This is a genomic window from Streptomyces sp. NBC_01217 (assembly GCF_035994185.1).
In the GTDB taxonomy this organism is placed as follows: Bacteria; Actinomycetota; Actinomycetes; order Streptomycetales; family Streptomycetaceae; genus Streptomyces.
The window spans coordinates 6,568,148-6,594,959 of sequence record NZ_CP108538.1 but is presented as its reverse complement, the minus strand read 5'-3'; the positions used below and the strand labels follow the sequence as shown (position 1 = coordinate 6,594,959).

At 70.5% G+C, this 26,812-nt stretch carries 23 protein-coding genes; 4 read left to right on the top strand and 19 right to left on the bottom strand.

Features of this window, described 5'->3' with window-relative positions:
- Nucleotides 1-138: 138 nt before the first annotated feature.
- The 7 genes from truB to rimP all read right to left on the bottom strand — a co-directional run bounded on the left by truB (nt 139) and on the right by rimP (nt 7,179).
- Nucleotides 139-1,038 (bottom strand): tRNA pseudouridine(55) synthase TruB, encoded by a 900-nt coding sequence (gene truB / locus OG507_RS29570; RefSeq protein ID WP_327370173.1) that lies wholly within the window; start codon nt 1,036-1,038, stop codon nt 139-141.
- A complete protein-coding gene (gene rbfA, locus OG507_RS29565; RefSeq protein WP_327370172.1) occupies nt 1,035-1,487 on the bottom strand; it encodes a 30S ribosome-binding factor RbfA in 453 nt (150 codons plus the stop codon). The genes truB and rbfA overlap by 4 nt, the downstream gene beginning before the upstream one ends.
- A 25-nt stretch (nt 1,488-1,512) precedes the next feature.
- Nucleotides 1,513-1,809 carry a DUF503 domain-containing protein gene (locus tag OG507_RS29560; protein WP_327370171.1) on the bottom strand — a complete coding sequence of 99 codons (297 nt, stop codon included), beginning with the start codon at nt 1,807-1,809 and terminating at the stop codon, nt 1,513-1,515.
- A 167-nt stretch (nt 1,810-1,976) separates the two neighbouring features.
- Complete coding sequence (gene infB / locus OG507_RS29555) at nt 1,977-5,081, bottom strand: translation initiation factor IF-2 (RefSeq protein ID WP_327370170.1); 3,105 nt, start codon at nt 5,079-5,081, stop codon at nt 1,977-1,979.
- Nucleotides 5,082-5,228: 147 nt separating this feature from the next.
- Nucleotides 5,229-5,507, bottom strand: coding sequence for a YlxR family protein (locus tag OG507_RS29550; RefSeq protein WP_327370169.1), 279 nt, complete (start codon nt 5,505-5,507; stop codon nt 5,229-5,231).
- A 131-nt stretch (nt 5,508-5,638) separates the two neighbouring features.
- Nucleotides 5,639-6,679, bottom strand: a complete 1,041-nt coding sequence (gene nusA, locus OG507_RS29545; RefSeq protein ID WP_327370168.1) for a transcription termination factor NusA — start codon at nt 6,677-6,679, stop codon at nt 5,639-5,641.
- Nucleotides 6,680-6,681: 2 nt separating this feature from the next.
- Complete coding sequence (rimP, locus tag OG507_RS29540; RefSeq protein WP_327370167.1) at nt 6,682-7,179, bottom strand: ribosome maturation factor RimP; 498 nt, start codon at nt 7,177-7,179, stop codon at nt 6,682-6,684.
- 176 nt (nt 7,180-7,355) lie between these two features.
- Here rimP and OG507_RS29535 point away from each other — a divergent pair, with 176 nt between their 5' ends.
- From OG507_RS29535 to OG507_RS29525, 3 genes are read left to right on the top strand one after another with little or no spacing between them, the layout of a single operon-like run.
- A complete protein-coding gene (locus OG507_RS29535; protein ID WP_327370166.1) occupies nt 7,356-7,883 on the top strand; it encodes a hypothetical protein in 528 nt (175 codons plus the stop codon).
- Entirely contained in the window at nt 7,880-8,380 is a 501-nt protein-coding gene (locus OG507_RS29530) for a ferritin-like domain-containing protein (protein ID WP_327370165.1), read from the top strand. Before OG507_RS29535 ends, OG507_RS29530 begins: the two co-directional genes overlap by 4 nt.
- 54 nt (nt 8,381-8,434) lie before the next feature.
- Nucleotides 8,435-9,340, top strand: coding sequence for an aminoglycoside phosphotransferase family protein (locus OG507_RS29525; protein WP_327370164.1), 906 nt, complete (start codon nt 8,435-8,437; stop codon nt 9,338-9,340).
- Nucleotides 9,341-9,417: 77 nt separating this feature from the next.
- Here OG507_RS29525 and OG507_RS29520 read toward each other — a convergent pair whose 3' ends face one another.
- The 10 genes from OG507_RS29520 to OG507_RS29475 all read right to left on the bottom strand — a co-directional run bounded on the left by OG507_RS29520 (nt 9,418) and on the right by OG507_RS29475 (nt 21,994).
- A complete protein-coding gene (locus OG507_RS29520; RefSeq protein WP_327370163.1) occupies nt 9,418-11,118 on the bottom strand; it encodes a proline--tRNA ligase in 1,701 nt (566 codons plus the stop codon).
- 80 nt (nt 11,119-11,198) lie between these two features.
- On the bottom strand, nt 11,199-11,768 hold the full coding sequence (locus tag OG507_RS29515; RefSeq protein WP_327370162.1) for a GNAT family N-acetyltransferase: 570 nt from the start codon (nt 11,766-11,768) through the stop codon (nt 11,199-11,201).
- A 64-nt stretch (nt 11,769-11,832) separates the two neighbouring features.
- Nucleotides 11,833-12,678, bottom strand: coding sequence for a GNAT family N-acetyltransferase (locus OG507_RS29510; protein WP_327370161.1), 846 nt, complete (start codon nt 12,676-12,678; stop codon nt 11,833-11,835).
- A 166-nt stretch (nt 12,679-12,844) separates the two neighbouring features.
- Nucleotides 12,845-13,999 (bottom strand): flavodoxin-dependent (E)-4-hydroxy-3-methylbut-2-enyl-diphosphate synthase, encoded by a 1,155-nt coding sequence (gene ispG, locus OG507_RS29505; RefSeq protein WP_327372147.1) that lies wholly within the window; start codon nt 13,997-13,999, stop codon nt 12,845-12,847.
- Nucleotides 14,000-14,193: 194 nt separating this feature from the next.
- Complete coding sequence (locus tag OG507_RS29500) at nt 14,194-15,504, bottom strand: M50 family metallopeptidase (protein WP_327370160.1); 1,311 nt, start codon at nt 15,502-15,504, stop codon at nt 14,194-14,196.
- On the bottom strand, nt 15,501-16,754 hold the full coding sequence (dxr, locus tag OG507_RS29495; protein WP_327370159.1) for a 1-deoxy-D-xylulose-5-phosphate reductoisomerase: 1,254 nt from the start codon (nt 16,752-16,754) through the stop codon (nt 15,501-15,503). The genes OG507_RS29500 and dxr overlap by 4 nt, the downstream gene beginning before the upstream one ends.
- A gap of 56 nt (nt 16,755-16,810) precedes the next feature.
- A complete protein-coding gene (locus OG507_RS29490; protein ID WP_327370158.1) occupies nt 16,811-17,440 on the bottom strand; it encodes a hypothetical protein in 630 nt (209 codons plus the stop codon).
- Nucleotides 17,441-17,732: 292 nt separating this feature from the next.
- The gene (locus tag OG507_RS29485) at nt 17,733-19,679 is read right to left on the bottom strand and encodes an acyl-CoA dehydrogenase family protein (protein WP_327370157.1); all 1,947 of its coding nucleotides are present in this window, start codon (nt 19,677-19,679) and stop codon (nt 17,733-17,735) included.
- Between the two features lie 389 nt (nt 19,680-20,068).
- Complete coding sequence (gene hemC / locus OG507_RS29480; protein WP_327370156.1) at nt 20,069-21,001, bottom strand: hydroxymethylbilane synthase; 933 nt, start codon at nt 20,999-21,001, stop codon at nt 20,069-20,071.
- Nucleotides 21,002-21,307: 306 nt separating this feature from the next.
- The gene (locus OG507_RS29475) at nt 21,308-21,994 is read right to left on the bottom strand and encodes a TetR/AcrR family transcriptional regulator (protein WP_327370155.1); all 687 of its coding nucleotides are present in this window, start codon (nt 21,992-21,994) and stop codon (nt 21,308-21,310) included.
- A gap of 107 nt (nt 21,995-22,101) precedes the next feature.
- On the opposite strand from OG507_RS29475, the gene OG507_RS29470 reads away from it, so the two are divergent.
- Complete coding sequence (locus tag OG507_RS29470; RefSeq protein WP_327370154.1) at nt 22,102-23,235, top strand: FAD-dependent oxidoreductase; 1,134 nt, start codon at nt 22,102-22,104, stop codon at nt 23,233-23,235.
- A 282-nt stretch (nt 23,236-23,517) separates the two neighbouring features.
- On the opposite strand, the gene OG507_RS29465 is transcribed toward OG507_RS29470, so the two are convergent.
- Together OG507_RS29465 and OG507_RS29460 are read right to left on the bottom strand one after the other, a co-directional pair.
- Nucleotides 23,518-24,963, bottom strand: a complete 1,446-nt coding sequence (locus OG507_RS29465; RefSeq protein WP_327370153.1) for an aldehyde dehydrogenase family protein — start codon at nt 24,961-24,963, stop codon at nt 23,518-23,520.
- A gap of 156 nt (nt 24,964-25,119) precedes the next feature.
- Entirely contained in the window at nt 25,120-26,706 is a 1,587-nt protein-coding gene (locus OG507_RS29460) for a PucR family transcriptional regulator (protein WP_327370152.1), read from the bottom strand.
- Nucleotides 26,707-26,812: the final 106 nt, after the last annotated feature.

The window sequence follows — 26,812 nt, the reverse complement described above, 5'->3', positions numbered from 1 at the left end:
ATGCACCCCCGGTTCACTCCGAGCGCCTGCTCGTTGGGGTGAATTCATGGTGTCCGATGGACAGAAACTCACGGGGCGTGGAGCGGGCGCAGGGGGCAGCCCGCTCCACGACGGGGTCCGAGGGCACCGGATCGCCGGTCAGGCGAAGACGGCGAGGCTCTTGGCCTTGCCCTTCTGCTCCTCGACGAGGACCAGGAACCGCCCGTCGGGCCCGAAGACCCCGACCGGTCCCGGCGGGAAGGCCGGCATGTCGAGCCGCACGCCGTTCAGCAGCAGCTTGGCGCGCTTCTCGTCCACGTCCCAGCGGGGGAACGCCGAGGCGGCGGCCTCCGCCACCGGCATCACGATCAGCTCCTCCTGGTGCTGGTCGAGCGTCCGCGCCGCATCGAGGCCGTACGGCCCGACCCTGGTGCGCCGCAGCGCGGTCAGATGCCCGCCGACGCCGAGCCCGGCGCCGAGGTCGCGGGCGATCGCGCGGATGTACGTACCCGAGGAGCAGACGACGGAGACGACCAGGTCGACGACCGGCGTCCCGTCCTCGGCGACCGCCTCGCGGACGTCGTAGACGGTGAAGGACGAGATCGTCACCGGCCGGGCCGGGATCTCGAACTCCTCGCCGCCGCGCACCCGTGCGTAGGACCGCTTGCCGTCGATCTTGATGGCGCTGACCTTGGAAGGCACCTGCATGATCGGTCCGGTCAGGGCCGCGACCCCGGCGTCGATGCCCTCACGGGTCACACCGGAGGCATCGGTGGACGAGGTGATCTCGCCCTCCGCGTCGTCCGTGATGGTGTTCTGGCCGAGCCGGATCGTGCCGAGGTACTCCTTCTCGGTCAGTGCGAGATGGCCCAGCAGCTTGGTGGCCTTCTCGACACCGAGCACGAGAACGCCGGTCGCCATCGGGTCCAGCGTGCCGGCATGGCCGACACGACGGGTCCGGGCGATGCCGCGCATCTTGGCGACGACGTCATGCGAAGTGAAGCCGGACGGCTTGTCGACAATGACCAAACCGTCCGGCGTCCTGTTCTGCGATGTCATTCGGAGGCGGTGTCCTCGTCGTTCTCGTCGTCCGCCTTGCGGTACGGGTCCGCGCCACCGGCGTACGTGGCGCCCGAGGACGCCTCGCGCACCCGTGCGTCCGAGGCCCGGGCCCGGTCGAGGAGGTCCTCGATCGCCTTCGCGTTCTCCGGGAGGGCGTCGGCCACGAAGGCCAGCGTGGGGGTGAACTTCGTCCCCGCCGCCGCTCCGACCGCCGAGCGCAGGATGCCCTTGGCGCTCTCCAGGCCGGCGGCTGCGCTCGCCCGGTCCTCGTCGTCCCCGTAGACCGTGTAGAAGACCGTGGCCTCCCGCAGGTCACCGGTGACCCGGGTGTCCGTGATCGTCACGTGCGTACCCAGACGCGGGTCCTTGATACCGCGCTGCAGTTTCTCGGCGACCACCTCCTGGATGAGGTCCGCCAGCTTCTTCGCCCGCGCGTTGTCGGCCACTGGTCCGTCTCCTTCTCAGCCTTGCTCAATCGTCTTCGTCGCTGTGCAGCCGCCGTCGTACGGACAGCAGCTCCACCTCCGGCCGGCCGGCGATCAACCGCTCGCACCGGTCCAGAACATCTGTGAGGTGTCCGGTGTCCCCGGACACCACGGCGAGGCCGATCTCGGCCCTGCGATGGAGATCCTGACCGCCCACCTCCGCCGCGCTCACCGCGTATTTGCGCTGGAGCTCGGCGACGATCGGGCGGACGACGGAGCGCTTCTCCTTCAACGACCGTACGTCGCCGAGAAGCAGATCGAAGGACAGTGTCCCCACATACATGTATGTCCGGATGTCCCGCCGGTTCGGGTTCGCGCCCTGCCAATGCTTGGCAGGGACACAAGAACCGTACACGGAACGGCCGGGGCCGATCGACGGAAATACGTCCCGTCGACCGGCCCCGACTGTTGAAGGGGGTCCGGGGGTGTCCCCCCGGAAATCCCTGCGGGTCAGCCTCGCGGCTTCTCGCGCATCTCGTACGTCGCGATGACGTCGTCGATCTTGATGTCGTTGAAGTTTCCGAGGTTGATACCGCCCTCGAAGCCTTCGCGGATCTCGGTGACGTCGTCCTTGAAGCGGCGCAGACCGGAGATGTTGAGGTTCTCCGCGATGACCTTGCCATCGCGCAGCAGGCGCGCCTTGGTGTTGCGCTTGACCTCGCCGGACCGGACCAGCACACCGGCGATGTTGCCCAGCTTGGACGAGCGGAAGATCTCGCGGATCTCCGCCGTACCGAGCTCGACCTCTTCGTACTCCGGCTTGAGCATGCCCTTGAGGGCCGCTTCGATCTCTTCGATCGCCTGGTAGATGACCGAGTAGTACCGGACGTCCACGCCTTCGCGCTCGGCCATCTGCTGCGCACGCCCTGCGGCGCGCACATTGAAGCCGATCACGATGGCGTCGGAGCCGGTCGCCAGGTCGATGTCCGACTCGGTGACCGCACCCACACCGCGGTGCAGGACCCGGATGTCGACCTCGTCGCCGACGTCGAGCTGGAGCAGCGAGGACTCGAGGGCCTCCACCGAACCGGACGCGTCGCCCTTGATGATGAGGTTGAGTTCCTGGACCAGACCGGCCTTGAGCGCCTCGTCCAGGTTCTCCAGGGAGAACCGGACACCCTTGCGGGCGAAGTTGGCGTTGCGCTCACGAGCGGCACGCTTCTCGGCGATCTGACGGGCCGTACGGTCCTCGTCGACCACCAGGAAGTTGTCGCCGGCGCCCGGGACATTGGTGAGACCGAGGACGAGGACGGGGGTCGACGGACCCGCTTCCTCGACGTTCTCGCCCTTGTCGTCGAGCATCGCGCGGACTCGGCCGTACGCGTCGCCGACCACCATCGTGTCGCCGACCCGCAGGGTGCCTCGCTGGACCAGGACGGTCGCAACGGCACCGCGGCCGCGGTCGAGGTGGGACTCGATCGCAATACCCTGCGCGTCCTGCTCCGGGTTGGCCCGCAGGTCGAGCGAGGCGTCGGCGGTGAGGACGACGGCCTCCAGAAGAGCCTCGATGTTGAGGCCCTGCTTGGCGGAGATGTCGACGAACATCGTGTCGCCGCCGTACTCCTCGGCCACCAGACCGAACTCGGTGAGCTGACCGCGCACCTTGGTCGGGTCGGCACCCTCGACGTCGATCTTGTTGACCGCGACCACGATCGGCACGTCGGCCGCCTTGGCGTGGTTCAGCGCCTCGATCGTCTGGGGCATCACACCGTCGTTCGCCGCCACCACGAGGATCGCGATGTCGGTGGACTTCGCACCACGGGCACGCATGGCGGTGAACGCCTCGTGACCCGGGGTGTCGATGAAGGTGATCCGGCGGTCCTCGCCGTTGACCTCGGAGGAGACCTGGTACGCACCGATGTGCTGCGTGATGCCGCCGGCCTCGCCCGCAACGACGTTCGTCTTGCGGATCGCGTCCAGCAGTCGGGTCTTACCGTGGTCGACGTGACCCATGACGGTCACGACCGGCGGACGGGAGACCAGAGCCTCTTCGCCGCCCTCGTCCTCACCGAACTCGATGTCGAAGGACTCGAGCAGCTCGCGGTCCTCCTCCTCCGGGCTGACGATCTCCAGGACGTAGTTCATCTCGTCCGCGAGCAGCCTCAGCGTCTCGTCGGAGACCGACTGCGTGGCCGTGACCATCTCGCCGAGGTTCATCATCACGGCGACGAGCGACGCCGGGTTGGCGTTGATCTTCTCCGCGAAGTCGGTGAGGGAGGCACCGCGCGACAGACGGACGGACTGTCCGTTGCCGCGAGGCAGCATGACGCCGCCGACCGACGGGGCCTGCATGGCCTCGTACTCCTGGCGCCTCTGCCGCTTCGACTTGCGGCCACGACGCGCGGGACCGCCGGGACGGCCGAACGCACCCTGTGTGCCACCACGGCCACCGGGGCCGCCGGGACGTCCACCGAAGCCGGGACGACCGCCGAAGCCGCCGCCACCACCGCCGGGACGGCCTGCGCCGCCACCGCCACCGCCGCCACCGGGACGACCGGCGAAACCGCCGCCACCGCCACCGGGACCGGCCGGACGACCGGCGAAGCCGCCGCCACCGGGACGGCCTGCACCGCCACCGGGACGGCCTGCGCCGCCACCGGGACCACGGCCACCGCCGGGGCCACCACCGGGACGCGGTGCCGCAGCGGGACGCTGCGGCATCATGCCGGGGTTCGGACGGTTACCACCGGGCGCACCGCCCGGACGCGGAGCCTGCGGACGGGGCATGCCGCCCGGAGTGGGACGGGCACCGCCCTGTCCCTGCGGACGCGGGGCGCCACCGGGACCGCCCTGCGGGCGCGGGGCGCCGGGACGCTCCTGACCGCCACCGGGGCGCGGGGCGCCGCCGGGACGGGGTGTCTGCGGACGGGCCATGCCCGTCGAGCCACCGGAGGTGAAGGGGTTGTTGCCCGGACGGGGACCGGCCGGACGGCCGCCGGGGCGCGGGGCGCCCTGGCCTGCGGGACGTGCGGGGCGGTCGCCGCCACGCTCGCCACCACGGCCACCGTCGCGCTCGCCACCACGGCCGCCGGCCGGGGCCGGACGGGCACCGGCAGGACGCGGACCGGGGGTGGCACCCGCGGGACGCGGGGCCTGCGGCTGCTGCGGGGCAGCCGGCTGGGCCGGAGCCGGAGCCGAGAACTCGGCAGCGGGAACCGGAGTCACCGGAGCGGGCTTGGGCGCGGGCTTCGGGCCCGGACGCGGGCCTGCGGACGGCGCGGAAGGCGCTGCGGGGGTGCTGCTCACCGGGGCGGCGGCGGCCGGCTTGGGGGCCGGGGCGCCGGGCTTCGGGGCAGCAGGACGTGCCGCAGCGGCCGGGGAGGGCGCTGCGGGCTTTACGGGCGCCGCCTTGCGGGGCGCACCAGGCTTGGCAGCGGACTTGCCGGCGTTGCCGCCGGGCCCCTGCAGTGCGTCAGTCAACTTGCGTACAACCGGCGCCTCGATCGTCGAGGACGCCGAACGGACGAATTCACCGAGTTCTTGGAGCTTGGCCATGACGACCTTGCTCTCGACGCCGAACTCCTTGGCGAGTTCGTATACCCGGACCTTAGCCACTTCGCTCCTTTTAGGTCCGGGTTACCGCCGGACCGTCGCTACTTCATGGGCGTACTCATCGCGTACTCATCGAGTGCTCATCGCAATCTCGACCTACTTCCAACTCGCGAGGTACCTGACCGCACGGGGTCCCGTGCCGTTCATTTATTACGGTGTCACCCGCTCGACGAACCGCTGCACAGCGGCGGGGTCGAACGGCCCCTTGGCCTTGAAGGCCCGGGGGAATGCCCGGCGGCGAACCGCCAGGTCCAGACAGGCAGGGCCGGGGTGTACATATGCACCCCGGCCGGGCAGCGTACCGCGAGGATCAGGGACGCATGCGTCCTCGTCCGCGACGATGCGCAGCAGCTCGCTCTTGGCCGCCCGCTCCCGGCATCCCACACAGGTTCGCTCAGGGCAAGCGCGGGCGTGCGTCCGGCCAGACACGTTTAAGTCTACCTCCCCGCACCGACCTCACCCCTTTGGGGCAAAAATCGAACGGATGTTGTCGCGATCTCAGCGGCATGCCGCCCGGATGTATTCCCTGCGGCCGCTGTATTCCCGCGGCCGCAGGAAGGTCAGCCGCGCTCCGAACGCTCGCGGGCCCGCTCGGCCCGCTCCCGGTCGGCGACGTCGCGCTCGGCGTCGGTCTCGGTGTCCGGACGGATGTCGATGCGCCAGCCGGTGAGACGGGCGGCGAGGCGGGCATTCTGCCCCTCCTTGCCGATCGCGAGCGACAGCTGGTAGTCCGGCACGGTGACCCGGGCGGACCGTGCGCCGAGGTCCACCACCTCGACCTGGCTCACCCGTGCGGGCGACAGGGCGTTGGCGACCATCTCGGCCGGGTCGTCCGACCAGTCCACGATGTCGATCTTCTCGCCGTGCAGCTCGGCCATGACATTGCGCACCCGGCCGCCCATCGGGCCGATGCAGGCACCCTTGGCGTTCAGCCCGGAGCGGGTCGAACGGACCGCGATCTTGGTGCGGTGACCGGCCTCGCGGGCGATCGCGCAGATCTCGACGGAACCGTCCGCGATCTCCGGGACCTCCAGCGCGAAGAGCTTCTTCACCAGGTTGGGGTGGGTCCGCGACAGCGTCACGGACGGACCGCGCACGCCCTTGGCGACCCGTACGACGTACGTACGCAGACGCAGGCCGTGGGTGTACTCCTCGCCCGGGACCTGCTCCTGCACCGGCAGGATGGCTTCCAGCTTGCCGATGTCGACCAGGACGTTCTTCGGGTCCTTGCCCTGCTGGACGACGCCGGTGACGACATCGCCCTCGTGGCCCGCGTACTCGCCGAACGTCCTGTCGTCCTCGGCATCGCGCAGCCTCTGCAGGATGACCTGCTTGGCGGTGCTCGCGGCGATCCGGCCGAAGCCGGACGGGGTGTCGTCGAACTCCTTGGGCTCCTGGCCCGGTTCGAGGTCGGCCGGGTCCTCCTTCGCCCACACCGTCACGTGGCCGCGCTCGTCGAGCTCGACGCGCGCGCGGCGGTGACTGCCGTCCGTACGGTGGTAGGCGATGAGGAGGGCCGACTCGATCGCCTCGACGAGCACGTCGAAGGGGATCTCCTTGTCCTGTGCCAAGCCCTTCAAGAGCTTCACATCGATGTCCACGGCTACGCCTCCTCTTCCTTCTTGTCCTTGCGGCTGAATTCGATCTCCACGCGCGCCTTGGCGATCTCGTCGAAGGCGACCCGGCGGGACGTGGGCTTGCGGCCCTTGACGCCCGGCACTTCGAGGTCGAGGCCTTCTTCGTCCACGGCGAGGATGCGGGCCACCAGCTCGCCGCCCTCGCGCAGGTGCAGCTTGGCCAGGCGGCCCGTGGCACGTACGTAGTGGCGGTGCTCCGTCAGCGGACGGTCGGCACCGGGGGAACTGACTTCGAGGACGTACTCGCCCTCACCCATCGCGTCGGTCTCGTCGAGCTTCTCGGAGATCGCGCGGCTCAGCTCGGCGCAGGTGTCCAGCTCCACGCCCTCTTCGGAGTCCACGATGATCCGCAGCACCCGGCGGCGGCCTGCCCGGGACACCTCGATCTCTTCGAGATCCAGCTGCTCGGCGCTGACGAGCGGTTCGAGCAGTCCGCGCAGCCTCTCGCTCTGGGTGGTGCTCATCCGGGTGACTCCTCGGCCGCGTGTGCTGTTGTGGGGATCTCGCGTGTCAGGTCAAAGGGTATCCGGTCCCGAGGGGTGTTGCCGTCCGCCTGCCCCGCAGCCGCGGGTACGCTCGCCTGCGGTGATCACTTCAGGACAGATCCAGTCAAGACAGGTGCAAGCCCGAAGGAGAACAAGTGCGGCGCACGGGGACGACGCGCAGAGGTGCGTTCACCGCGACGGGGGCGATCGCCATGGGGGCGGTGCTCGCCGGCTGCGGTGACGGGACCGAGCGCCGGAAGGACTCCGCCGGTACCGACGCGACGACCGCGGCCGAGCAGGCCGCCGCCGCGCGGGTGGAGAAGACACTGCGGGCAGGTGCCGCGCGTACCAGCAGGGAGCTGCTCGCGCAGTACGAACAGGTGGTCAGCGCCCACCCGGCGACCGCCGCCGGGCTCTCCGTGCTGCGGGACGCCGTACGGGCCCATGCCACGGCACTGGCGCCCGATGACGGCAAGGCGCCGGCGGCCCCGCCGTCGCCCCCGGCCGACGCCGGGGCCGCCGTCAAGGAGCTGGCGGCGGCGGAGCGACGCGCATCGGACGCCCACACGGCGACGCTGCTGACGGCCCCGCCGGAGCTGGCCCGGCTGCTGGCGTCCATCGCGGCGGCGGGCGCGGCCCACGTCTATCTGCTGACCGAACTTGCCAAGGAGACCTCGTCATGAGCGCCAGCACCCAGAAGGCGGCGCAGGCGGCCCTGGCCGCCGAACACGCGGCGGTGTACGGCTACGGGGTGGTCGGCGGCCGGGTCGCCGACGGCCGCCGGGCCGAGGCCACGGCGGCGTACCACGCGCACCGGGCCCGGCGTGACGCACTGGTGCGGACCGTGCGTGACCTGGGCGGTGAACCGGTGGCGGCCCAGGCCGCGTACGCTCTGCCGTTCGCGGTGCCCGATCCGGCGGCGGCGGTGCGGCTGGCCGCTCTGCTGGAGGACCGGGTCGCTGACGTGTACTCCGATCTCGTGCGGGCCGCCGGGGGGCCGCTCAGGCGGGAGGCCGCGGACGCACTGCGCGAGGCCGCGGTGCGTGCGGTCCGCTGGCGAGGCAGCGGCGTAGCCTTTCCCGGGCTCGCCGAGCGGACCGCCGACGGGACCGACGCGACGGACGCGACGGCAGGGACCGGTGCAAAGGCCGGATCCGGCGCGACCACGGGACCGATGTGACGAACGGGACCGGTGCGACGCACTGAATAAGCTCTGAAAGGGAACAAAGCACGTATGGGTTTCGAACCGCCGCAGCGTCTGGTGCGAGCGCTCGGCGAGTCGTCCGGGGATGTGGCCGCCGCCGAGTGGCTGGCACGGCTCCCCGCACTGACCGAGGAAGCGCTGTCCTCGACCGGGCAGAAGTTGACCGTGGAACGGGTCGCGGCTCCCGGGGGCCGCAGCAGTCTGGTCCTGCTGGTGACATGCTCCGACGGCACCCCGGCCGCGCTGAAGATCGCCCCGCCCGGGGCCGCACCCGAGCTGGAGCGGGCGGCGCTCGCGCACTGGAACGGCTGGGGCGCGGCACGGCTCCTCACCCCGGGACCCGGCGCCCTGCTGCTGGAGCGGCTGCACCCGGAGGTGTCGCTGCGTTCGCTGCCGGAGGCGAAGGCGCTGCTGGAGGCGGCGGGGACGGTGCGCAGGCTCTGGGTCGAGCCGCCGGCAGGTCATGGATTCGAGACGGTCGCCGAGCGGACCGGGCGCCGTACGGAGCCGATGCTCGCCCACGCTGCTGTCGATCCGGGCCTGGAGCCACTGGTCTCCGCGGCGCTCGCGGCACGCGAGGAGCTGGTCGCACACTCCCCCGAACTCCTGCTGCTGCACGGCAACTTCCGTCAGAGCAAGGTGCTCGCGGGTGAGCGGGTGCCCTGGCTGACGGTCGGTCCCGAGCCGCTGGTCGGTGAGCGGGCCTATGATCTGGCGCGCCTGGTGCGCGACCGCGTCGAGGATCTGATCGCCTCCCCGGGCGGCCCGGTGACGGCCCGTCGGCGGATCAAGAAGCTCGCCGATTCGCTGGATGTGGACCGGGAGCGGCTGCACGGCTGGACGCTGTTCCGCGCAGTGGAGTCGGGCACCCGGGCGCTGGCGGCCGGCCGTCGCCAGGAGGGCGAGCTGACGCTGGAGTTCGCGGGCTGGCTGTAGGCCCGTACGGAAAGGCCGCAGGCCCCCACGCGGTGCGCGGGGGCCTGCGGCTTTCGCGTTGTCAGCCCTGAACGTTGTCAGCCCTGAACGGTCAGGCGGGCGATCGCCTCGTCGACCGTGAGCTCCTCGCGCTCGCCCGTGCGGCGGTCCTTGAGCTCCAGGACACCCTCGGCCGAGCGGCGGCCCGCGACCAGGATCTTCGGGACACCGATCAGCTCGGCGTCGGTGAACTTCACACCGGGCGAGACGCCCGCACGGTCATCGACCATGACCCGCACACCGGCGGCGGCGAGCTTCTCGGCGACATCGAGGGCCAGCTCCGTCTGGAGCGCCTTGCCCGCCGCGACGACGTGCACATCGGCCGGGGCGATCTCGCGGGGCCAGCACAGGCCCTGCTCGTCGGCGGTCTGCTCGGCGAGCGCGGCGACGGCGCGGGAGACGCCGATGCCGTACGAGCCCATGGTGACGCGGACCGGCTTGCCGTTCTGGCCGAGGACATCGAGCTGGAAGGCGTCCGCGAACTTGCGGCCCAGTTGGAAGATGTGGCCGATCTCGATGGCGCGGTCCAGCTTGAGGCCGGTGCCGCACTTGGGGCAGGGGTCGCCCGCCTCGACGACGACGACGTCGAGGTAGTCGTCGACCTGGAAGTCACGGCCCGCGACGACGTTCTTCGCATGGGTGCCGGGCTTGTTCGCGCCGGTGATCCAGGCGGTGCCGGCCGCGATGCGCGGGTCGGCGATGTAGCGGACCTTCTCCAGGCCCTGCGGGCCGACGTAGCCGCGTACCAGGTCGGGACGGCCCTCGAAGTCCTCGGCGGTGACCAGCTCGACGACGGCCGGGGCCAGGTGCTCACCGAGCTTGCCGAGGTCGACCTCGCGGTCGCCGGGCACGCCGACCGCGACGATCTCGCCGTCGACCTTGACGAGCAGGTTCTTCAGGGTCGCGGATGCCGGGACGCCCAGGTGCGCGGCGAGCGTCTCGATGGTCGGGGTGTCGGGGGTGTCCAGCTCCTCGACGGGGCCGTGCGCCGAGCCGTCCACGGGGGTGGCCTTGAAGGTCACGGCCTCGGTGTTGGCGGCGTAGTCGCAGGCGGGGCAGTCGACGAAGGTGTCCTCGCCGGCCGGGGCGGGCGCCAGGAACTCCTCGGAGGCCGAGCCGCCCATCGCGCCGGAGACGGCGGAGACGATGCGGTGGTCGAGGCCGAGCCGCTCGAAGATCCGGATGTAGGCGGCGCGGTGCAGCCGGTAGGCCTCGATGAGGCCCTCGTCGGTGGTGTCGAAGGAGTACGAGTCCTTCATCTGGAACTCGCGGCCGCGCAGCACACCGGCGCGGGGACGGGCCTCGTCGCGGTACTTGGTCTGGATCTGGTAGAGGATCACGGGCAGGTCCTTGTAGGACGTGATCTGATCCTTGACGACCTGGGTGAAGATCTCTTCGTGGGTGGGCCCGAGGAGGTACTCGGCGCCCTTGCGGTCCTTGAGCTTGAAGAGCAGATCGCCGTACTCGTCGTAGCGGCCGCTGGCGTCGTACGACTCCTTGGGGAGCAGCGCGGGCAGCAGCACCTCCTGGCCGCCGATGGCGTCCATCTCCTCGCGCACGACGCGGGTGATGTTCTCCAGGACCTTCTTGCCGAGCGGCAGCCAGGTCCAGATTCCGGCTGCCGTGCGACGTACGTATCCGGCCCGGACGAGCAGCTTGTGGTTGAGCGTCTCGGCGTCCGCCGGGTCGTCGCGCAGTGTCTTGATCATCAATCGGGACATGCGCTGGACCTGGGCCATGATGAACTCCTGCTCGGAAGGGTGATGTGCAGGAGGTTAGCCGGGCGGTACGGGTGGGCGGAAATCGATTGCCCCGTGCCTCAGTCCCTGCGGCGCAGCGGAAGCGGGGCGCCCATCACCGCGTACGGCTTGGGAGCGCTGGGAAAGAGCACCTGCCGGGCCAGGTCCTGGTAGCCGAGACTGCGGTACAGGCCACGTGCCGGGCTCTCCGTGTCGATGGCGGAGAGGATGGAACGGGGCTGGTCGACGGCGTCCGTGATGGTGGTGATCAGCGAGCGCCCGATGCCCTGGTTCTGGAACTCCGGGTGGACGTGCAGTTCGGTGATCACGAAGGAGTCGTCGAGCCAGTGCGCGGAGCCGGTGGCGCGGAGGTAGGGCTCGACGACGGTGGACCACCACTGGCCGCGCTCGTTCGGCATGCCGTAGACGAAGCCGACGAGCCGGCCGCCCGGGGCGGTGGCGCCCAGCGCACGGGCGAAGGGGTGCTCAAGGTGTCTGAGGACGATGTGGCGCCGTACCTCGATCTCTTCCGGGCCCAGGCCGAAGGCGACGGCCTGCACGGCGAGCGCCTCGTCCACGCGTACGGCGAGATCGACCGGTCCGATCCGGACGCTGGGAATGTGGGGGCCGCCCCCGGAAACTGCTGCCATGGGCCGACCCTACTGGCCCGGGTGGGGTGGGTGGTACGGGTAGGTGGCACGGGCCGCCGGGCGGTCAGAACAGCACGCTCATGAACGCGCCGGTCTCGCGGAAGCCGACCCTCGTGTACGCCTTGCGCGCGGGGGTGTTGTAGTCGTTCACGTACAGGCTGACGACGGGGGCGACATCGGCAAGTGCGTAGCGCAGGACCGCCGCCATGCCGGTTTCGGAGAGTCCTCGGCCGCGGTGTTCGGGGGCGACCCAGACGCCCTGGATCTGGCAGGCCTGGGGGGTGGCGGCGCCGATCTCCGCCTTGAAGACGACCCTGCCGTCCTCGATCCGGGCGAAGGAGCGGCCGGCGCCGATGAGCTCGGCGACGCGTGCCTGATAGAGGAGTCCGCCGTCGCCCGCGAGCGGGGAGATGCCGACCTCCTCGGTGAACATCGCCACGCAGGCCGGCATCAGGACGTCCACCTCGTCCTTGCGGATCCGGCGGACCAGGGGGTCGGGGGTGATCTCGTCGGACGGACGGTCGGTGACCATGAGCGGCTGATGGGACCGGACCTCGCGGGCGGGGCCCCAGCCGGGTTCGAGCAGCCGCCACAGCTGGGCGGTGGGCTCCGCGGGGCCGACGATCGAGGAGCAGCGGCGACCGGCCCGGCGGGCGCGGTCGGCGAAGGCCCTGACGGCCTCGGGGGTGGCGCAGATCGGTACGAGGTTGGCGCCCGAGTAGCACAGCGAGCGCAGCCGTCCGTCGGCGTACCAGCCCCACATCTCGCCGCCGAGGCGCCAGGGATCGAGACCTGCGATCTGGACCCGGGCGGTCACGAAGGCGTTGGCGACGGGTTCGCTCTCCAGGACTGCGAGGGCGGCGCCGAGGTCGCTGGGTTCGAGGACCCGGGTGGTGGTCTGCGTCAACACGAGGGGGCCTCACCATGCGGTCTGCTGATTTCCGCACTGTACCCAACGGGGCTCATCGGCGCCGCATGTGGCCGGGATCAGCGCATGCGGAGCACCGTGAGGTCGCTCACGACGGCGCCCCGCCCGACGGAAGCCGTCAAGCGGGGCGCGGTCGTGCGGGCCTTTGTCAGCTGACGGAGACCTCGGGCTCGCCCGAGGCGATGCCGTCCTTCTCCATCTGCTCGGCGATCTTCATGGCTTCTTCGATCAGCGTCTCGACGATCTTCGACTCCGGGACGGTCTTGACGACCTCGCCCTTCACGAAGATCTGCCCCTTGCCATTGCCGGACGCGACACCCAGATCCGCCTCACGCGCCTCACCCGGACCATTGACGACACACCCCATCACGGCCACCCGCAACGGCACCTCCATGCCCTCAAGACCCGCGGACACCTGATCCGCCAGCTTGTACACATCCACCTGCGCACGCCCGCACGACGGACACGACACGATCTCCAGCCGCCGCTGCTTCAGATTCAACGACTCCAGAATCTGAAGCCCGACCTTGACCTCCTCGGCCGGAGGCGCCGACAACGACACCCGGATCGTGTCCCCGATCCCCTCCGACAGCAACGCACCGAACGCCACCGCGGACTTGATCGTCCCCTGGAACGCCGGACCCGCCTCCGTCACACCCAGATGCAACGGATAATCACACGCAGCCGCCAGCTGACGGTACGCATTGACCATCACCACCGGATCGTTGTGCTTCACCGAGATCTTGATGTCCCTGAAACCGTGCTCCTCGAACAGCGACGCCTCCCACAGCGCCGACTCCACCAGAGCCTCCGGCGTCGCCTTCCCGTACTTCCTCAGCAGCCGCGCATCCAGCGAACCCGCGTTCACACCGATCCGGATCGGCGTACCCGCATCCTTCGCCGCCCGCGCGATCTCCCTCACCTTGTCATCGAACTGCTTGATGTTCCCCGGATTCACCCGCACCGCCGCACAGCCCGCATCAATCGCCGCGAACACGTACTTCGGCTGGAAATGAATATCCGCGATCACCGGAATCTGCGACTTCTTCGCAATCGTCGCCAGCGCATCCGCATCATCCTGCGTCGGACACGCCACCCGCACGATCTGACAGCCCGACGCCGTCAACTCCGCGATCTGCTGCAACGTCGCACCGATGTCCGACGTACGCGTCGTCGTCATCGACTGCACCGACACCGGCGCATCCCCGCCCACCGCCACCGACCCGACCTGGATCTTGCGGCTGACCCTCCGGTCGGCGAGCTTGGTCGGAACGGACGGAATTCCGAGAGAAATCGCAGTCATGCGCTGAGCATCCCCAAGGTGTGGATCGAGGTCCCGAGATCGGCGGGCTCCGGGCTTCGAGGTTACGGCACCCGGGGCGCCCCGGAGCACACCGCGTCCGGGAGTACCGCGTATGGGAACGGCCCGGACACACGCTGTGTGCCGGGCCGTCACGCATGGTTCACCGAACCGGTGGGTGGATCAGGTGCTGCGGATCAGGAGATCTTGACCGGATTGACGATGTCGGCCACCAGCACGAGGAGTGTGAAGCAGATGAAGACACCTGCGACGACATAGGCGACCGGCATCAGTTTGGCCACGTCGAAGGGGCCCGGGTCGGGGCGCCTGAAGACCCGTGCCACATTGCGGCGCAGGGCCTCCCAGAGCGCTCCGGCGATGTGCCCGCCGTCGAGCGGCAGCAGGGGCAGCATGTTGAAGAGGAACAGCGAGAGGTTGAAGGTCGCGAGCACGAACAGCATCATCGCGATCTGGTTCGTCGCCGGGACATCGAGGTTCATCACCTCACCGCCGATCCGGGCGGCACCGACCACGCCGACCGGGGAGTCCGCTGCCCGCTCCCCGTCACCGAACGCCGCGTCCCACAGGCCCGGGATCTTGGACGGAAGGGCGATGATCGAGTCGACGCCGTTCTCGATCATGTCTCCCATGCGGACGACCGAGTCGCCGAAGGAGAGCGGAACGATCTCGGTCCGGGCGGCGAATCCGAGGTAGCCGGCGTCCACGAACTTGCCGGGGATCACCTCACCGTTGGAGTCCTTCTTGGCCACCGAGTTCGTCTCCAGCACGGCGTGGAGGGTCTGTTCCCGGCCATCGCGCTGGACGGTGATGGTGGCGGGGCCGATGGTCTCGCGGATCCGGTCGGAGAGGGTGGCCCAGTCCTCCACCTTCTGGCCGTCGAAGGCGACGATCCTGTCGCCCTTCTTGAGTCCCGCCGCCTGTGCGGGCGAGACCGGGTCGGACTTCTTGCAGGCGTCGCGGTCGACGCTCTGGTCGATCACGCACTTCTGGACGCCCGCCACCTCGGTGGTCTGGGTCTGGAACCCGAAGGTCATCGCCACACCGAGGAAGATCGCGACGGCGAGGACCAGGTTCATGAACGGTCCGGCGAACATCACGATCACGCGCTTCCACGGCTTGCGCGTGTAGAAGAGACGCTTCTCGTCACCCGGTTCGAGTTCCTCGAAGGAGGCCTCTCTGGCGTCCTCGATCATGCTGCGCCACGGCGAGGTGGAGCGCGCTTCCACCCGCCCGTCCGGACCGGGTGGGAACATTCCGATCATGCGGATGTAGCCGCCGGCCGGGATCGCCTTGATCCCGTACTCGGTGTCGCCCTTCTTCCGCGACCAGATGGTCGGCCCGAAGCCGACCATGTACTGCGGGACGCGGATGCCGAAGAGCTTCGCGGTCGACAGGTGTCCCAGCTCGTGCCAGGCGATCGAGAACAGCAGCCCGATGGCGAAGACGACGATGCCCAGAATCGTCAACAGGACCGTCGTAATACTCATGCGTGCGCCTCCGCTGTCGCTTTCGCCGAGAGTTCACGGGCCCGGGCGCGTGCCCAGGTCTCCGCTTCGAGGACGTCTGCGACCGTGAGCGAAGTTCCCGTGGCGGGGGTGCCGTGTTCGGCCACCACCGCCGTGACCGTATCCATGATGCCGTTGAACGGCAGCCGTCCCGCCAGAAAAGCGTCGACACATTCCTCGTTCGCGGCGTTGAACACGGCCGGGGCGGTGGCGCCGAGCGTGCCCACGTGTCTGGCGAGTCCCACGGACGGGAAGGCCTCGTCGTCGAGGGGGAAGAACTCCCAGCTGGACGCCTTCGACCAGTCGAAGGCGGGTGCGGCGTCCGGGATGCGCTGGGGCCAGCCGAGGCCGATGGCGATCGGGCCCCTCATGTCCGGGGGTGTGGCCTGGGCGAGGGTGGAGCCGTCGGTGAACTCCACCATGGAGTGAACGTAGGACTGGGGGTGGACGACGACCTCGATCCGGTCGAACGGGATGTCGTAGAGGAGATGTGCCTCGATGACCTCCAGTCCCTTGTTGACGAGGGTGGCGGAGTTGATCGTGATGACCGGACCCATGGCCCAGGTCGGGTGCGCGAGGGCCTGCTCGCGCGTGACGTTCGCCAGCTCGCTCCTCGTCCGTCCCCGGAAGGGGCCGCCGGACGCGGTGACGACGATCTTGCGCACGTCGGCGCGGGTGCCCGCGGCGAGCGCCTGGAAGAGTGCGGCGTGCTCGGAGTCGACCGGGATGATCTGGCCGGGCGCGGCCAGCGCCTTGACCAGCGGGCCGCCGACGATCAGCGACTCCTTGTTGGCCAGCGCGAGCGTGCGGCCCGCTTCGAGCGCGGCGAGCGTGGGGGCGAGTCCGATCGAGCCGGTGATCCCGTTGAGCACAGTGTGGCAGTCGCTCGCGGCGAGCTGTGTGGCGGCATCGGGCCCGGCCAGGACCTCGGGCAGCGCCTCTCCCGTCCCGTACTGCTCGCGCAGCGCCTCACGCAGCGCCGGCACGGCCTCCGGTGCGGCGACGGCCACGGTACGCACCCGCAGCTGCCGCGCCTGCTCGGCGAGGAGGGCGACCCGGCCGCCCGCAGCGGACAGCGCGGTGACGCGGAAGCGGTCGGGGTGGCGCAGCACCAGGTCGATGGCCTGGGTGCCGATGGACCCGGTGGAGCCGAGGATGACGAGATCCCGGCGGCCTTCCGTGGCGTCGAAGACGAGGTGCGGGTCGGCGAGGGGGGCAGGGCTGTCGCTCATGCCCCCCATTGTTGCCGCATCGGCTGTGCACTTGGACAGTGCGTCCCCGCGGGCGGTCATTTCGACATGGGGTGGGCGCACAGGGTCTTGTTCTGTGCGCTGTATTCCAGATGCAGCAGCCAGTCCCTGCCCCAGCACTTTTCCGAGTCGGAGATCCAGTACTCGGCCCCGGGCGAACTGCAGCCGACCTCTTCGAGGTCCTGCTCGGGCCATTTCGCGTGATTGCGGATGCAGTCACCGGCGGTGAACGTGGGCCGGGTGTGCGGGATCAGTTCCGGTACGACGACGGCACCGAGGGCCAGCGCGAGTGCGGTCATGATGACGAGCGCGGGCGGCCGGGCCAGAACCCGGCGGCCCGGGGCGAGTTGGGGCCGCAGATGGCCGACCGGGTGGGGCAGGGCGCGGATCCGGGATCGGGCCTTGATGTTCATCGCCATCGTGACCGGCGCGGCGAACACCGACAGCAGACCCCACCAGCCCTGCCAGAGGGTGTCCGAGGTCATCCTGCGGTATGTGGCGGTTCCGCAGGTGCGGCAGAAGGCGCCCTCCTCGGTGAGGAAGCGCAGGGTGACGACGAGCCCGCGGTGTCCGCGCACCACGGCGTGGACCGCGGGTATCGCACCGCAGATCCGGCACGACGCGACGGTTCCGTAGGAGGGTGGCAGCTGGTGGGGCGGCATGGACATGAGGGCTCCCGGGGACGGCATGGGCCCGGAAACCCTAACGGGCCCGCGAACCCTGACGGTTCGTGAGTCCCGTGAACTCGGCGAAGACCTCGTGCAACCCGGGGAACGTCTTTCGTACGCAGCCGGGGTCGTCGAACGTGATGCCCGTCCGCCGGAGGTCCGCCGCGCAGACCTCCAGCCGTTGGAGCCGGGGAGGTGGATGACGGTCAGGGGCCGTCATCCGGCCGTACCCCGCCGGGCCGGGCGGGGTACGGCCGGTGAGCGGACGTGCGCCCGCCCGGTGGTCCACGGCTCAGCGAATGGGCCGGTGGACGTTGTCCCGGACGGACGGTCCGGGGGTGGCATCGGCGATCCACGGGCCTTCGCCGCTCGGGTCGACGATGCCTTCCTCCAGCCAGGTGTACTCACCGGACAGGACGCCGTCGACCACGCGCCGGTCCAGGTCGTCGGTGTTGGACCAGAGCCGGGTGAAGAGTTCCTCGACGCGGATGCGGGACTGGCGGCAGAAGGTGTCGGCGAGCCGGTAGGCCTCGCGGCCGTGGTCGTCGGAGGAGCGCAGCAGTTCGGCGCGGACGCATGCGGCGCTCATCGCGAAGAGTTCCGCACCGATGTCGACGATCCTGCCGAGGAAACCCTGCTTGGTCTCCATCCGGCCCTGCCAGCGCGACATGGCGTAGAAGGTGGAGCGCGCGAGCTTACGGGCGGAGCGTTCGACGTAGCGCAGGTGGGTGGACAGGTCCGGGTGTCCGGGCGGGTTGAACTCCCCGTACGTACGCGGGAGCTGGCCCGGCCCCGCGACGAGCCCCGGCAGCCAGCGGGCGTAGAAGCCTGCCGCGTTCGCGCCCGCTTTCGCCTTGGCGGAGAGGGGCTTGTCGGGGTCGATGATGTCGCCCGCGACCTTCAGATGGGCGTCGACGGCCTCACGGGCGATCAGCAGATGCATGATCTCGGTGGAGCCCTCGAAGATCCGGTTGATCCGCAGATCGCGCAGGAGCTGTTCGGCGGGGACGGCCCGTTCGCCGCGGGCGGCGAGGGAGGCCGCGGTCTCGAAGCCTCGGCCGCCCCGGATCTGGACCAGTTCGTCGGCCATCAGACAGGCCATCTCGGAGCCGTACAGCTTGGCGAGGGCCGCTTCGATCCGGATGTCGTTGCGGTTCTCGTCGGCCATCTGGGAGGAGAGGTCGACGACCGCTTCGAGCGCGAAGGTGGTCGCGGCGATGAAGGAGATCTTGGCGCCGACGGCCTCGTGCCGGGCGACCGGCCTGCCCCACTGCTCGCGGACCGCCGACCACTCGCGGGCGATCTTCAGACACCACTTCCCGGCACCGACGCACATGGCGGGCAGGGAGAGCCGTCCCGTGTTGAGCGTGGTGAGGGCGATCTTGAGCCCTGCGCCCTCGGGGCCGATGCGGTTGGCCGCCGGGACCCGGACCCGGTGGAAGCGGGTGACGCCGTTCTCCAGGCCGCGCAGGCCCATGAAGGCGTTGCGGTTCTCGACGGTGATGCCCGGGGAGTCCGCCTCTACGACGAAGGCCGTGATGCCGCCCTTGTGACCGTCCGACTTCGGGACACGGGCCATCACGACGAGCAGATCGGCGACGACGCCGTTGGTCGTCCACAGCTTCACACCGTCCAGGACATAGTCCGGTCCGTCCGGAACGGCCGAGGTGGCGAGCCGGGCCGGGTCGGAGCCGACGTCCGGTTCGGTGAGGAGGAACGCCGAGATGTCGGTACTGGCCAGCCGGGGCAGGAAGGCTTCCTTCTGCTCCTGGCTACCGAAGAGCTTCAGCGGCTGCGGTACGCCGATGGACTGGTGGGCGGAGAGCAGCGCACCGATCGCGGGGCTGGCGGAGCCGACCAGGGAGAGGGCCTTGTTGTAGTAGACCTGGGTCAGGCCCAGGCCGCCGTACTTCGGGTCGATCTTCATCCCGAGCGCGCCGAGTTCCTTGAGGCCGTTGATCACCTCGTCGGGAATCCTCGCCTCACGCTCGATCAGGGCGCTGTCGATCCTGGTCTCGCAGAAGTCGCGCAGCCGGGCGAGGAACGCCTCGCCGCGGCGGACGTCGTCCGCGGCCGGCATCGGATGCGGATGGATCAGGTCGAGACGGAAGCGCCCGAGGAAGAGTTCCTTGGCGAAACTGGGCTTGTGCCAGTCCTGTTCACGCGCGGCCTCCGCCACTTGGCGCGCTTCGCGCTCGGTGACCTTGGGCGTGTTCTTGGGAGCGGATGGTGCGGACATGAGGAGCTCACCTCGCCGCTTTGTGGGGTGGGCGGACGCGGCCGGTCCGCCCGGAGCGCGCAGGGGCGCCTGCCGAGCCGTACCAACCGGTGCTACTTGTCCTGATGTACCCGATTACCGGCACTCCCACCATCCCCCGGACGCCGATCGGGTCCGCAGCCACTCCACTGGCCAGCCCCGCGGTGACACGGCGGTCCGGCCGTGGCAGGGAAGCGGGAACGGCCGCGGACTCGGCGCCGGGGCTCCGGATTTGGGATGACCGGATCATGGCGCTCGGCTGGTGTCCGGCCTCATGTCCGAAGCCCCCGCCGGCCCGGACCAGCGGCGGTGAGCCGTACACCGCATGCGACTGTGGGCTGCCGGCCGGGGTGAGCCCTCGCATTGCCGGCTCAGTGGGCGATCCCGTCGATCAGTTCGCGCGCACCCTGGCGCAGGAGGGCGACGGCGACGGAGGTGCCGAGAGTGGCCGGGTCGAGGCGCCCGGCCCATTCGTGCGCGTTCAGCACCGTCTTCCCGTCGGGCGTGAAGACCTTGGCCCGCAGCGAGAGTTCGCTGTCACCTTCCACCTGGGCGTATCCGGCGATCGGTGAGTTGCAGTGGCCTTGCAGGACGTGGAGGAACATGCGCTCGGCCGTCGTCTCGCGGTAGGTGGCGGGGTCGCCGAGTGCGCTCACGAGGTCGATGAGGTCGGTGTCGCCTTCGCGGCACTGGAGGGCCAGCACCCCGGCGCCGATCGGCGGGCACATCACCTCGGGCGAGAGAGCCTCTGTGATCACGTCGGTGCGGCCAATGCGTTCGAGACCGGAGACGGCCAGGAGGAGGGCGTCGGCCTCCCCTGCGGCGAGCTTGTCCAGGCGCCGGTTCGCGTTGCCGCGCATCGGTACGCAGACCAGGTGCGGGTGTGAGGCGGCCAGCTGGGCGATGCGCCGTACGGACGAGGTGCCGATCCGGGTGCCGGGCCGGAGGTCGTCGAGGCGGAGTCCGGCCGGGTGGATGAGGGCGTCGCGGATGTCGTCGCGCTTGAGGAATGCCGCGAACGTCGTGCCGGCGGGCAGGGGCCGGTCGGCGGGGACGTCCTTCACGCAGTGCACCGCGACGTCGGCCTCACCGGCGAGGAGCGCCTGGTCGACTTCCTTGGTGAACGCGCCCTTGCCTTCGACCGCGCTGAGGTCGCCCATCCACTTGTCGCCGGTCGTCTTGACGGGGACGACCTCGGTGCGGATACCGGGGTGGAGCGCGGCCAGTTCGGTGCGGACGCGCTCCACCTGGGCGAGTGCCATGGGCGAGTCGCGGGACACGATACGAATCAGATCAGTGGCCATGCCGCCCACGATAGACCGTCGGATACGGGCACCGACGAGATGCCCTGATGCCCATGTCGCGCCCGTCCCGGGCAAGTTGGTGTGCTCGGGCAGTTGCACGAGGAACCCGTCGACGCGCGGCTGATGGTCACTGGGCCATGCGGGTTGCGGCAGCAGGTCGTCGACGACGTACAGCACTGCCCGTCTCTCTCCGTTCAAGGACCGGCACATCAACTTCCTGTGCCGCTACCTGTTGGCGGCGGGCCGGTTCTGGTTGTGCTTGTTCGGTGGCCGGCGCGCCGCGAGGGCAGCGGTCGCTGTGGTTCTCTAGCGCAGGGCCGAGATACCGGCCAGAAAGATGTCGACTCCGACGAGGAATTGTTCGCGCTCGTCGTGCTCACGCAGCTGCGTCGCCGCCGCGTGTACGAACGGGTACCGGCCGGGGTCGATCTGCGCCCATTGCGCGGCGGCGTTTTCCAGGAAGGCCTCTCGGTCCGTGTCGCTGTCGGCGCGGAGCCGTGCGTTCGCGGCGTTCTGCGCGGCGACGCCGAGGACGTAGTTCACGAGCGTCCCGGCCGCGTCGAAGCGCGCTTTTTCGGGTACGTCGAGGGCGTCCAGCAAGCGGCCGATGCTCTCGTAGAAGTCCAGCAGCGCGGGCCGCCACGGTTGGCGGGAGAGTTCTGCCCCGACCCAGGGATGGGCGTCGATCGCATCGAACAGGCCCAGGGCGAGGCGGCGCAGAGCAGTGCGCGGATCCGCATCGGTGACCGCGCCGGACAGCACGCCAGCGATGACGCCGTCGGTGGCCGTCGCGAGTAGATCGCTCTTGTCCGCGACGTGGTGGTAGATCGCTCCGTAGCCGGTACTCAGGCGCACGGTGAGCGCGCGCAGCGTCAGAGCCTTCTCGCCGCCGCTGTCCAGGAGCTCGATCGCGGTCTCGATGATCAGCTCCCTCGACAGGCTGGTCGTGCGCCGTGGGGCCCGCGCGGATCCCTTCGCTGTTTTCCTCACCATGGTCCCCAGTGTCCCATGGATGGAGCGTCGATCCAACATCGTGTTAGCGTGATTGGAGTGGCGATCCAATGGGGGCGTCACGGCACCCGCAAGCTTGGGAGAAAACCATGGCGACACCGGTCACGATCATCGGAGCCGGTCTGGGCGGTCTGACGCTGGCCCGCGTGCTGCACGTGCACGGCATCCCGGCCACGGTCTACGAGGCGGAGCCCTCGCCGGACGCCCGCCACCAGGGCGGCCTGCTCGACATCCACCCTTACAACGGGCAGGCGGCCCTGGCGGCGGCCGGCCTGATCGAGGAGTTCCGCAAGCTGATCCTGCCCGGCCGCGAGGCGTACCGGGTCCTGGACCGGGCGGGGAACGTGCTGCTCGACCTGCCCGACGACGGCACCGGCGGGCGCCCCGAGGTGCCGCGCGGCGCGCTGCGGCAGCTGCTGCTCGGCTCACTGCCCGCCGGCACTGTCCGCTGGGGGCACAAGGTCACCGGGGTGCGGGCCCTCGGCGGGGGCCGCCATGAGGTGAGCTTCGCTGACGGCGCCACCACCGTCGCGAGCCTGCTCATCGGCGCCGACGGCGCGTGGTCGCGGGTTCGCCCGCTGCTCTCCGAGGCCGCTCCCGAGTACTTCGGTGTCTGCAGTGTGGAGACGTTCCTGTTCGACGGCGGCACCCGCCACCCCGCCTCCGCGGAGGCGGTCGGGGCCGGATCGCTGTTCGCGCTCGCGCCGGGCAGGGGACTGCTGGCCCATCGGGAGGGTGGCGGAACTCTGCACACCTACGCGCAGCTGAGGAAGCCCCAGGACTGGTTCGCCGGCCTCGACACCACCGATGCCGCGGCCCTGACCGCACGGGTCGTGAAGGAGTTCGACGGCTGGACCCCTGAGCTCACCGCTCTGATCACCGACAGCGACACCCCGCCGGTCCTGCGCTCCATCTTCACGCTGCCGGCCGGACACCGCTGGGACCGCGTGCCGGGGGTGACCCTGCTCGGCGATGCCGCCCACCTCAGGGCGCCGAACGGCGAAGGTGCCAACCTGGCCATGCAGGACGGCGCCGAGCTCGGCCAGGTCCTCGCCGAACACCCTGACGATGTGGAGGCCGCGCTCGCCGAGCACGAACGGAGCATGTTCGCCCGCGCAGCCGCCGTAGAAGCTGACGATGACGGCTTCTACACGATCATGATCGACGATGAGGCCCCCCACAGCCTGCTCGCCCTGATGACCGGAGCCGAGCAGGATTCGTGACTCACGCCAAGAACCCGGCCCGAGCTGGAGAAGGCCCTGAAGCTCGCGTACGACATCAAGGAGGCGGCCCCCGACCAGGAGGTCATCCTCACCGTCCACGAACTCAGGCGCCTCGCCCGCAACGCCGCCGCACCACCGGCTGGTCTCCAGGTTGGTGGAAACGCGGCGGCCGCAGCCCCCGCACAGTGGGCTGCGGCCGTCTCTGCCGCCTGCTGTCGTGCTGTCCAGGCGGATTGCAGGCGGCGACTGTCGGATCGGTCGGTTCCGATCCTGTCAGCGGACCTACAGGGCGAGGCCGGTGAGGACCAGCACGCGCTCGTAGGTGTAGTCGTCCATGGCGTAGGTGACGCCCTCGCGGCCGACGCCGGACTGCTTGGCGCCGCCGTAGGGCATCTGGTCCGCGCGGTAGGACGGAACGTCGCCGATGATCACGCCACCGACCTCCAGGGCACGGTGGGCGCGGAAGGCGGTCTGCAGGTCGTGGGTGAACACGCCTGCCTGCAAGCCGTACTTGGAGGAGTTGACGGCCTCGAACGCCTCGGCCTCGCCGTCCACCTTCTGCACGGTCAGCACCGGTCCGAAGACCTCCTCGGTGGCGAGGGTGACGCCGTCGGGGAGCTCCGTGAGCACGGTCGGCGCGTACGTGGCGCCGTCCCGCTTGCCGCCGGTGAGCAGCTGGGCGCCGGCCTGCGTGGCCTCGTCGACCCAGGACTCGACGCGCTTGGCGGCGTTCTCGTCGACCAGCGGGCCGACGTCGGTGGTGGCGTCGGACGGGTCGCCGGTGACCTGGGCCTCGACGGCCGCGACGATCTTCGGGACGAGCCGGTCGTAGACCGAGGCGTCCGCGATGACGCGCTGCACCGAGATGCAGGACTGGCCGCCCTGGTAGTTGGAGAAGGTCGCGATACGGGTCGCGGCCCAGTCGAGGTCCTCGTCGGAGGCGTAGTCGCCGAGGACGACCGCGGCGGCGTTGCCGCCGAGCTCCAGGGTGCAGTGCTTGCGCGGCACCGACTCCATGATCGAGTAGCCGACCGCGGCGGAGCCGGTGAAGGAGATCACGGGCAGGCGCTCGTCCTGGACGAGGGCGGGCATACGGTCGTTGGGGACCGTCAGCACGGACCACGAACCGGCCGGCAGGTCGGTCTCGGCCAGCAGCTCGCCGAGGATCAGCGACGAGATCGGGGTGGCCGGGGCGGGCTTCAGGATGATCGGCGCACCGACGGCGATGGCCGGGGCCACCTTGTGGGCGCTGAGGTTCAGCGGGAAGTTGAAGGGCGCGATGCCGAGGACCGGGCCGCGCGGGAAGCGCCGGGTCAGGCCGAGCCGGCCGGTGCCGCCGGCGTCGGTGTCCAGGCGCTGGGCGTCACCGCTGTTGAAGCGGCGGGCCTCCTCGGAGGCGAACCGGAACACGGAGACGGCGCGGCCGACCTCACCGCGTGCCCACTTGATCGGCTTGCCGTTCTCGGCGGAGATCAGCTGGGCGATCTCCTCGGTGCGCTCCACCAGCCGCCGTACGACGTGGTCGAGCGCGGCGGCGCGGACGTGGGCAGGCGTCGCGGCGAACTCCTCGCGCACGGCGTGCGCGGCGGCGACGGCCTCCTCGATCTGCGCGTCGGTCGGCACGCTGACCGTGCCGACGAGACGGCCGTCCCAGGGGTTGGTGACGTCGAAGCTGTCCTCGCCGGTGGCCTGGCGGCCGGCGAGCCAGAAGGCGTGGGTGGAAGTCATGGAGGTTCCGGCCCTTCGGAGTCGTGGGGTGTGCTGTCCCCCACCGTAGGGCCGCGCGGCCGCCCTGGCGTTTGTCCGGCGTGGAGCAGAACACGGCAGGGATGCGCCGGTTTGTCGGATGCGTGGACGTGAGCGGAGCGCGGGGCCTCGCGGCGGCTACCGCTCCGGCGCCGCCGGGGAGCTCGTCGCCTTCAAGGCCAGCCACAGTTCCATCCGGACGTCCGGATCGTCCAGGGAGCGGCCCAGGATCTCCTCCACCCTGCGCATCCGGTAGCGCAAGGTGTGGCGGTGCACTCCCAGGTCTGCCGCTGCAGCGTCCCACTGGCCGTGGTGGGAGAGCCATGCCTTCAGCGAGGCGACCAGGTCGCCGCGGCCCTTGGCGTCGTGTTCGTGCAGGGCGCGGAGCATTCCGTCGGCGAAGGCGCGTACCGCGTCGTCCGCGAGCAGCGGCAGCACCGAGCCGGTGGCCAGCTCCTCGTGCTCGACCAGGGCTCTGCCCCGGCGGCGGGCCACCGACAGGGCCTGCTCGGCCTGTTTGTACGCCGCGGAGACGGCTATGGGGCCCGCCGGTGCGGACAGGCCCACGACCACCCGGCCCTCCTCCGCCGTCGCCGGTTCGCGCGGGGGGCGCTCCTCCTGGGCCTCCTGCGCCTCGGCGTAGGCAGTGCAGGCGGCGACCGCTGCTCCGCCGTCCGCGGCGAGGACGACGAGCCGTTCGCCCTCGGGCACGGCCAGCAGGGTCTCGCCGGTCCGGAAGGCCGCCGCCTCCATCGCCTCGCCGAGCGCCGCCGGTGTCGAGGGGACGGACGCCTCCGCGATGATCAGCCGGAACGGGGCGTCGAGCAGCTCCCCGTACAGATCCCCGGCGACGGCCCGTGCGTGGTCCGGCTGGCCGGCGAGCAGCATGCGCAGCACCGCCGCGCCCAGCCGCTGTTCGGCGTCCTGGAGTGACCGGGAGCGGGCCGTGGTCAGGGTGAGCAGGGCGACCGCCGAGTGCACGGCGTAGCGCTCGGCGGTGCCCAGTGCCGCGCCGGTGCCGACGGCCAGCGCGCCCCGGACCCGGCGGCCGGTGCCGAGCGACTGGAGTTCGACCCGGTCGTCCGCGTCGCCGACGACCACGCTGGCCGGGGCGGGCCGCTCGCGCAGGCGTTCCACATCGGGGGTGAGCCGGGCGGCCCGGCGGGCGGCCCACTCGGGAGCCGAGGCCACGACCGCGCCGGAGGCGTCGTACAGCGCCGCCCAGCCGTCGACGTGCGCCGCGAGCCGGCCGAGGAGTTCGCCGGGGCCGTCGCCCGCGAGCGCGGCCTTCGTCAGCTCCCGCTGGGCCTCGAACCCCGCCGTCACCGCCCGGTACTGATCGGCGGCGATCTCCGACGACACGGCCTTGGCGATCGCGAGGAACGGGGTGCGGCGCGGCACTTCGAGCAGCGGCAGCCCCGCCTGATCGGCGGCGTCGATCAGGGCCTGCGGTACGTCGTCGTAGTGGACGCCGACGGCGAAGCCGAGCCCGACGACTCCGGCCCCGGTCAGGCGCCGCACGTACCGCCGCATCGCCTCGGGGTTCTCGGCGTCGAGGTTGGTGGCGGTGACGAGGAGGAGCTCACCGCCCTCCATGTACGGGACGGGGTCGGTCAGCTCGCTGGCGTGCGCCCAGCGGACGGGCGCATCCAGCCGGTCCGCCCCCGCACGCACCGTGAGTTTGAGCGCCGAATGCTGGACGAGCGAGGCGAGAGTGGGGGGCATGGGGACCGCGGGACCTCGGGAAGTCGGTTTTCGCCGTCCCGTATGAACGACTGTCACCGATTCTGCCAGAGCGGCAGGGTCCTGCCACAACCGCTTTCGCCCCGCT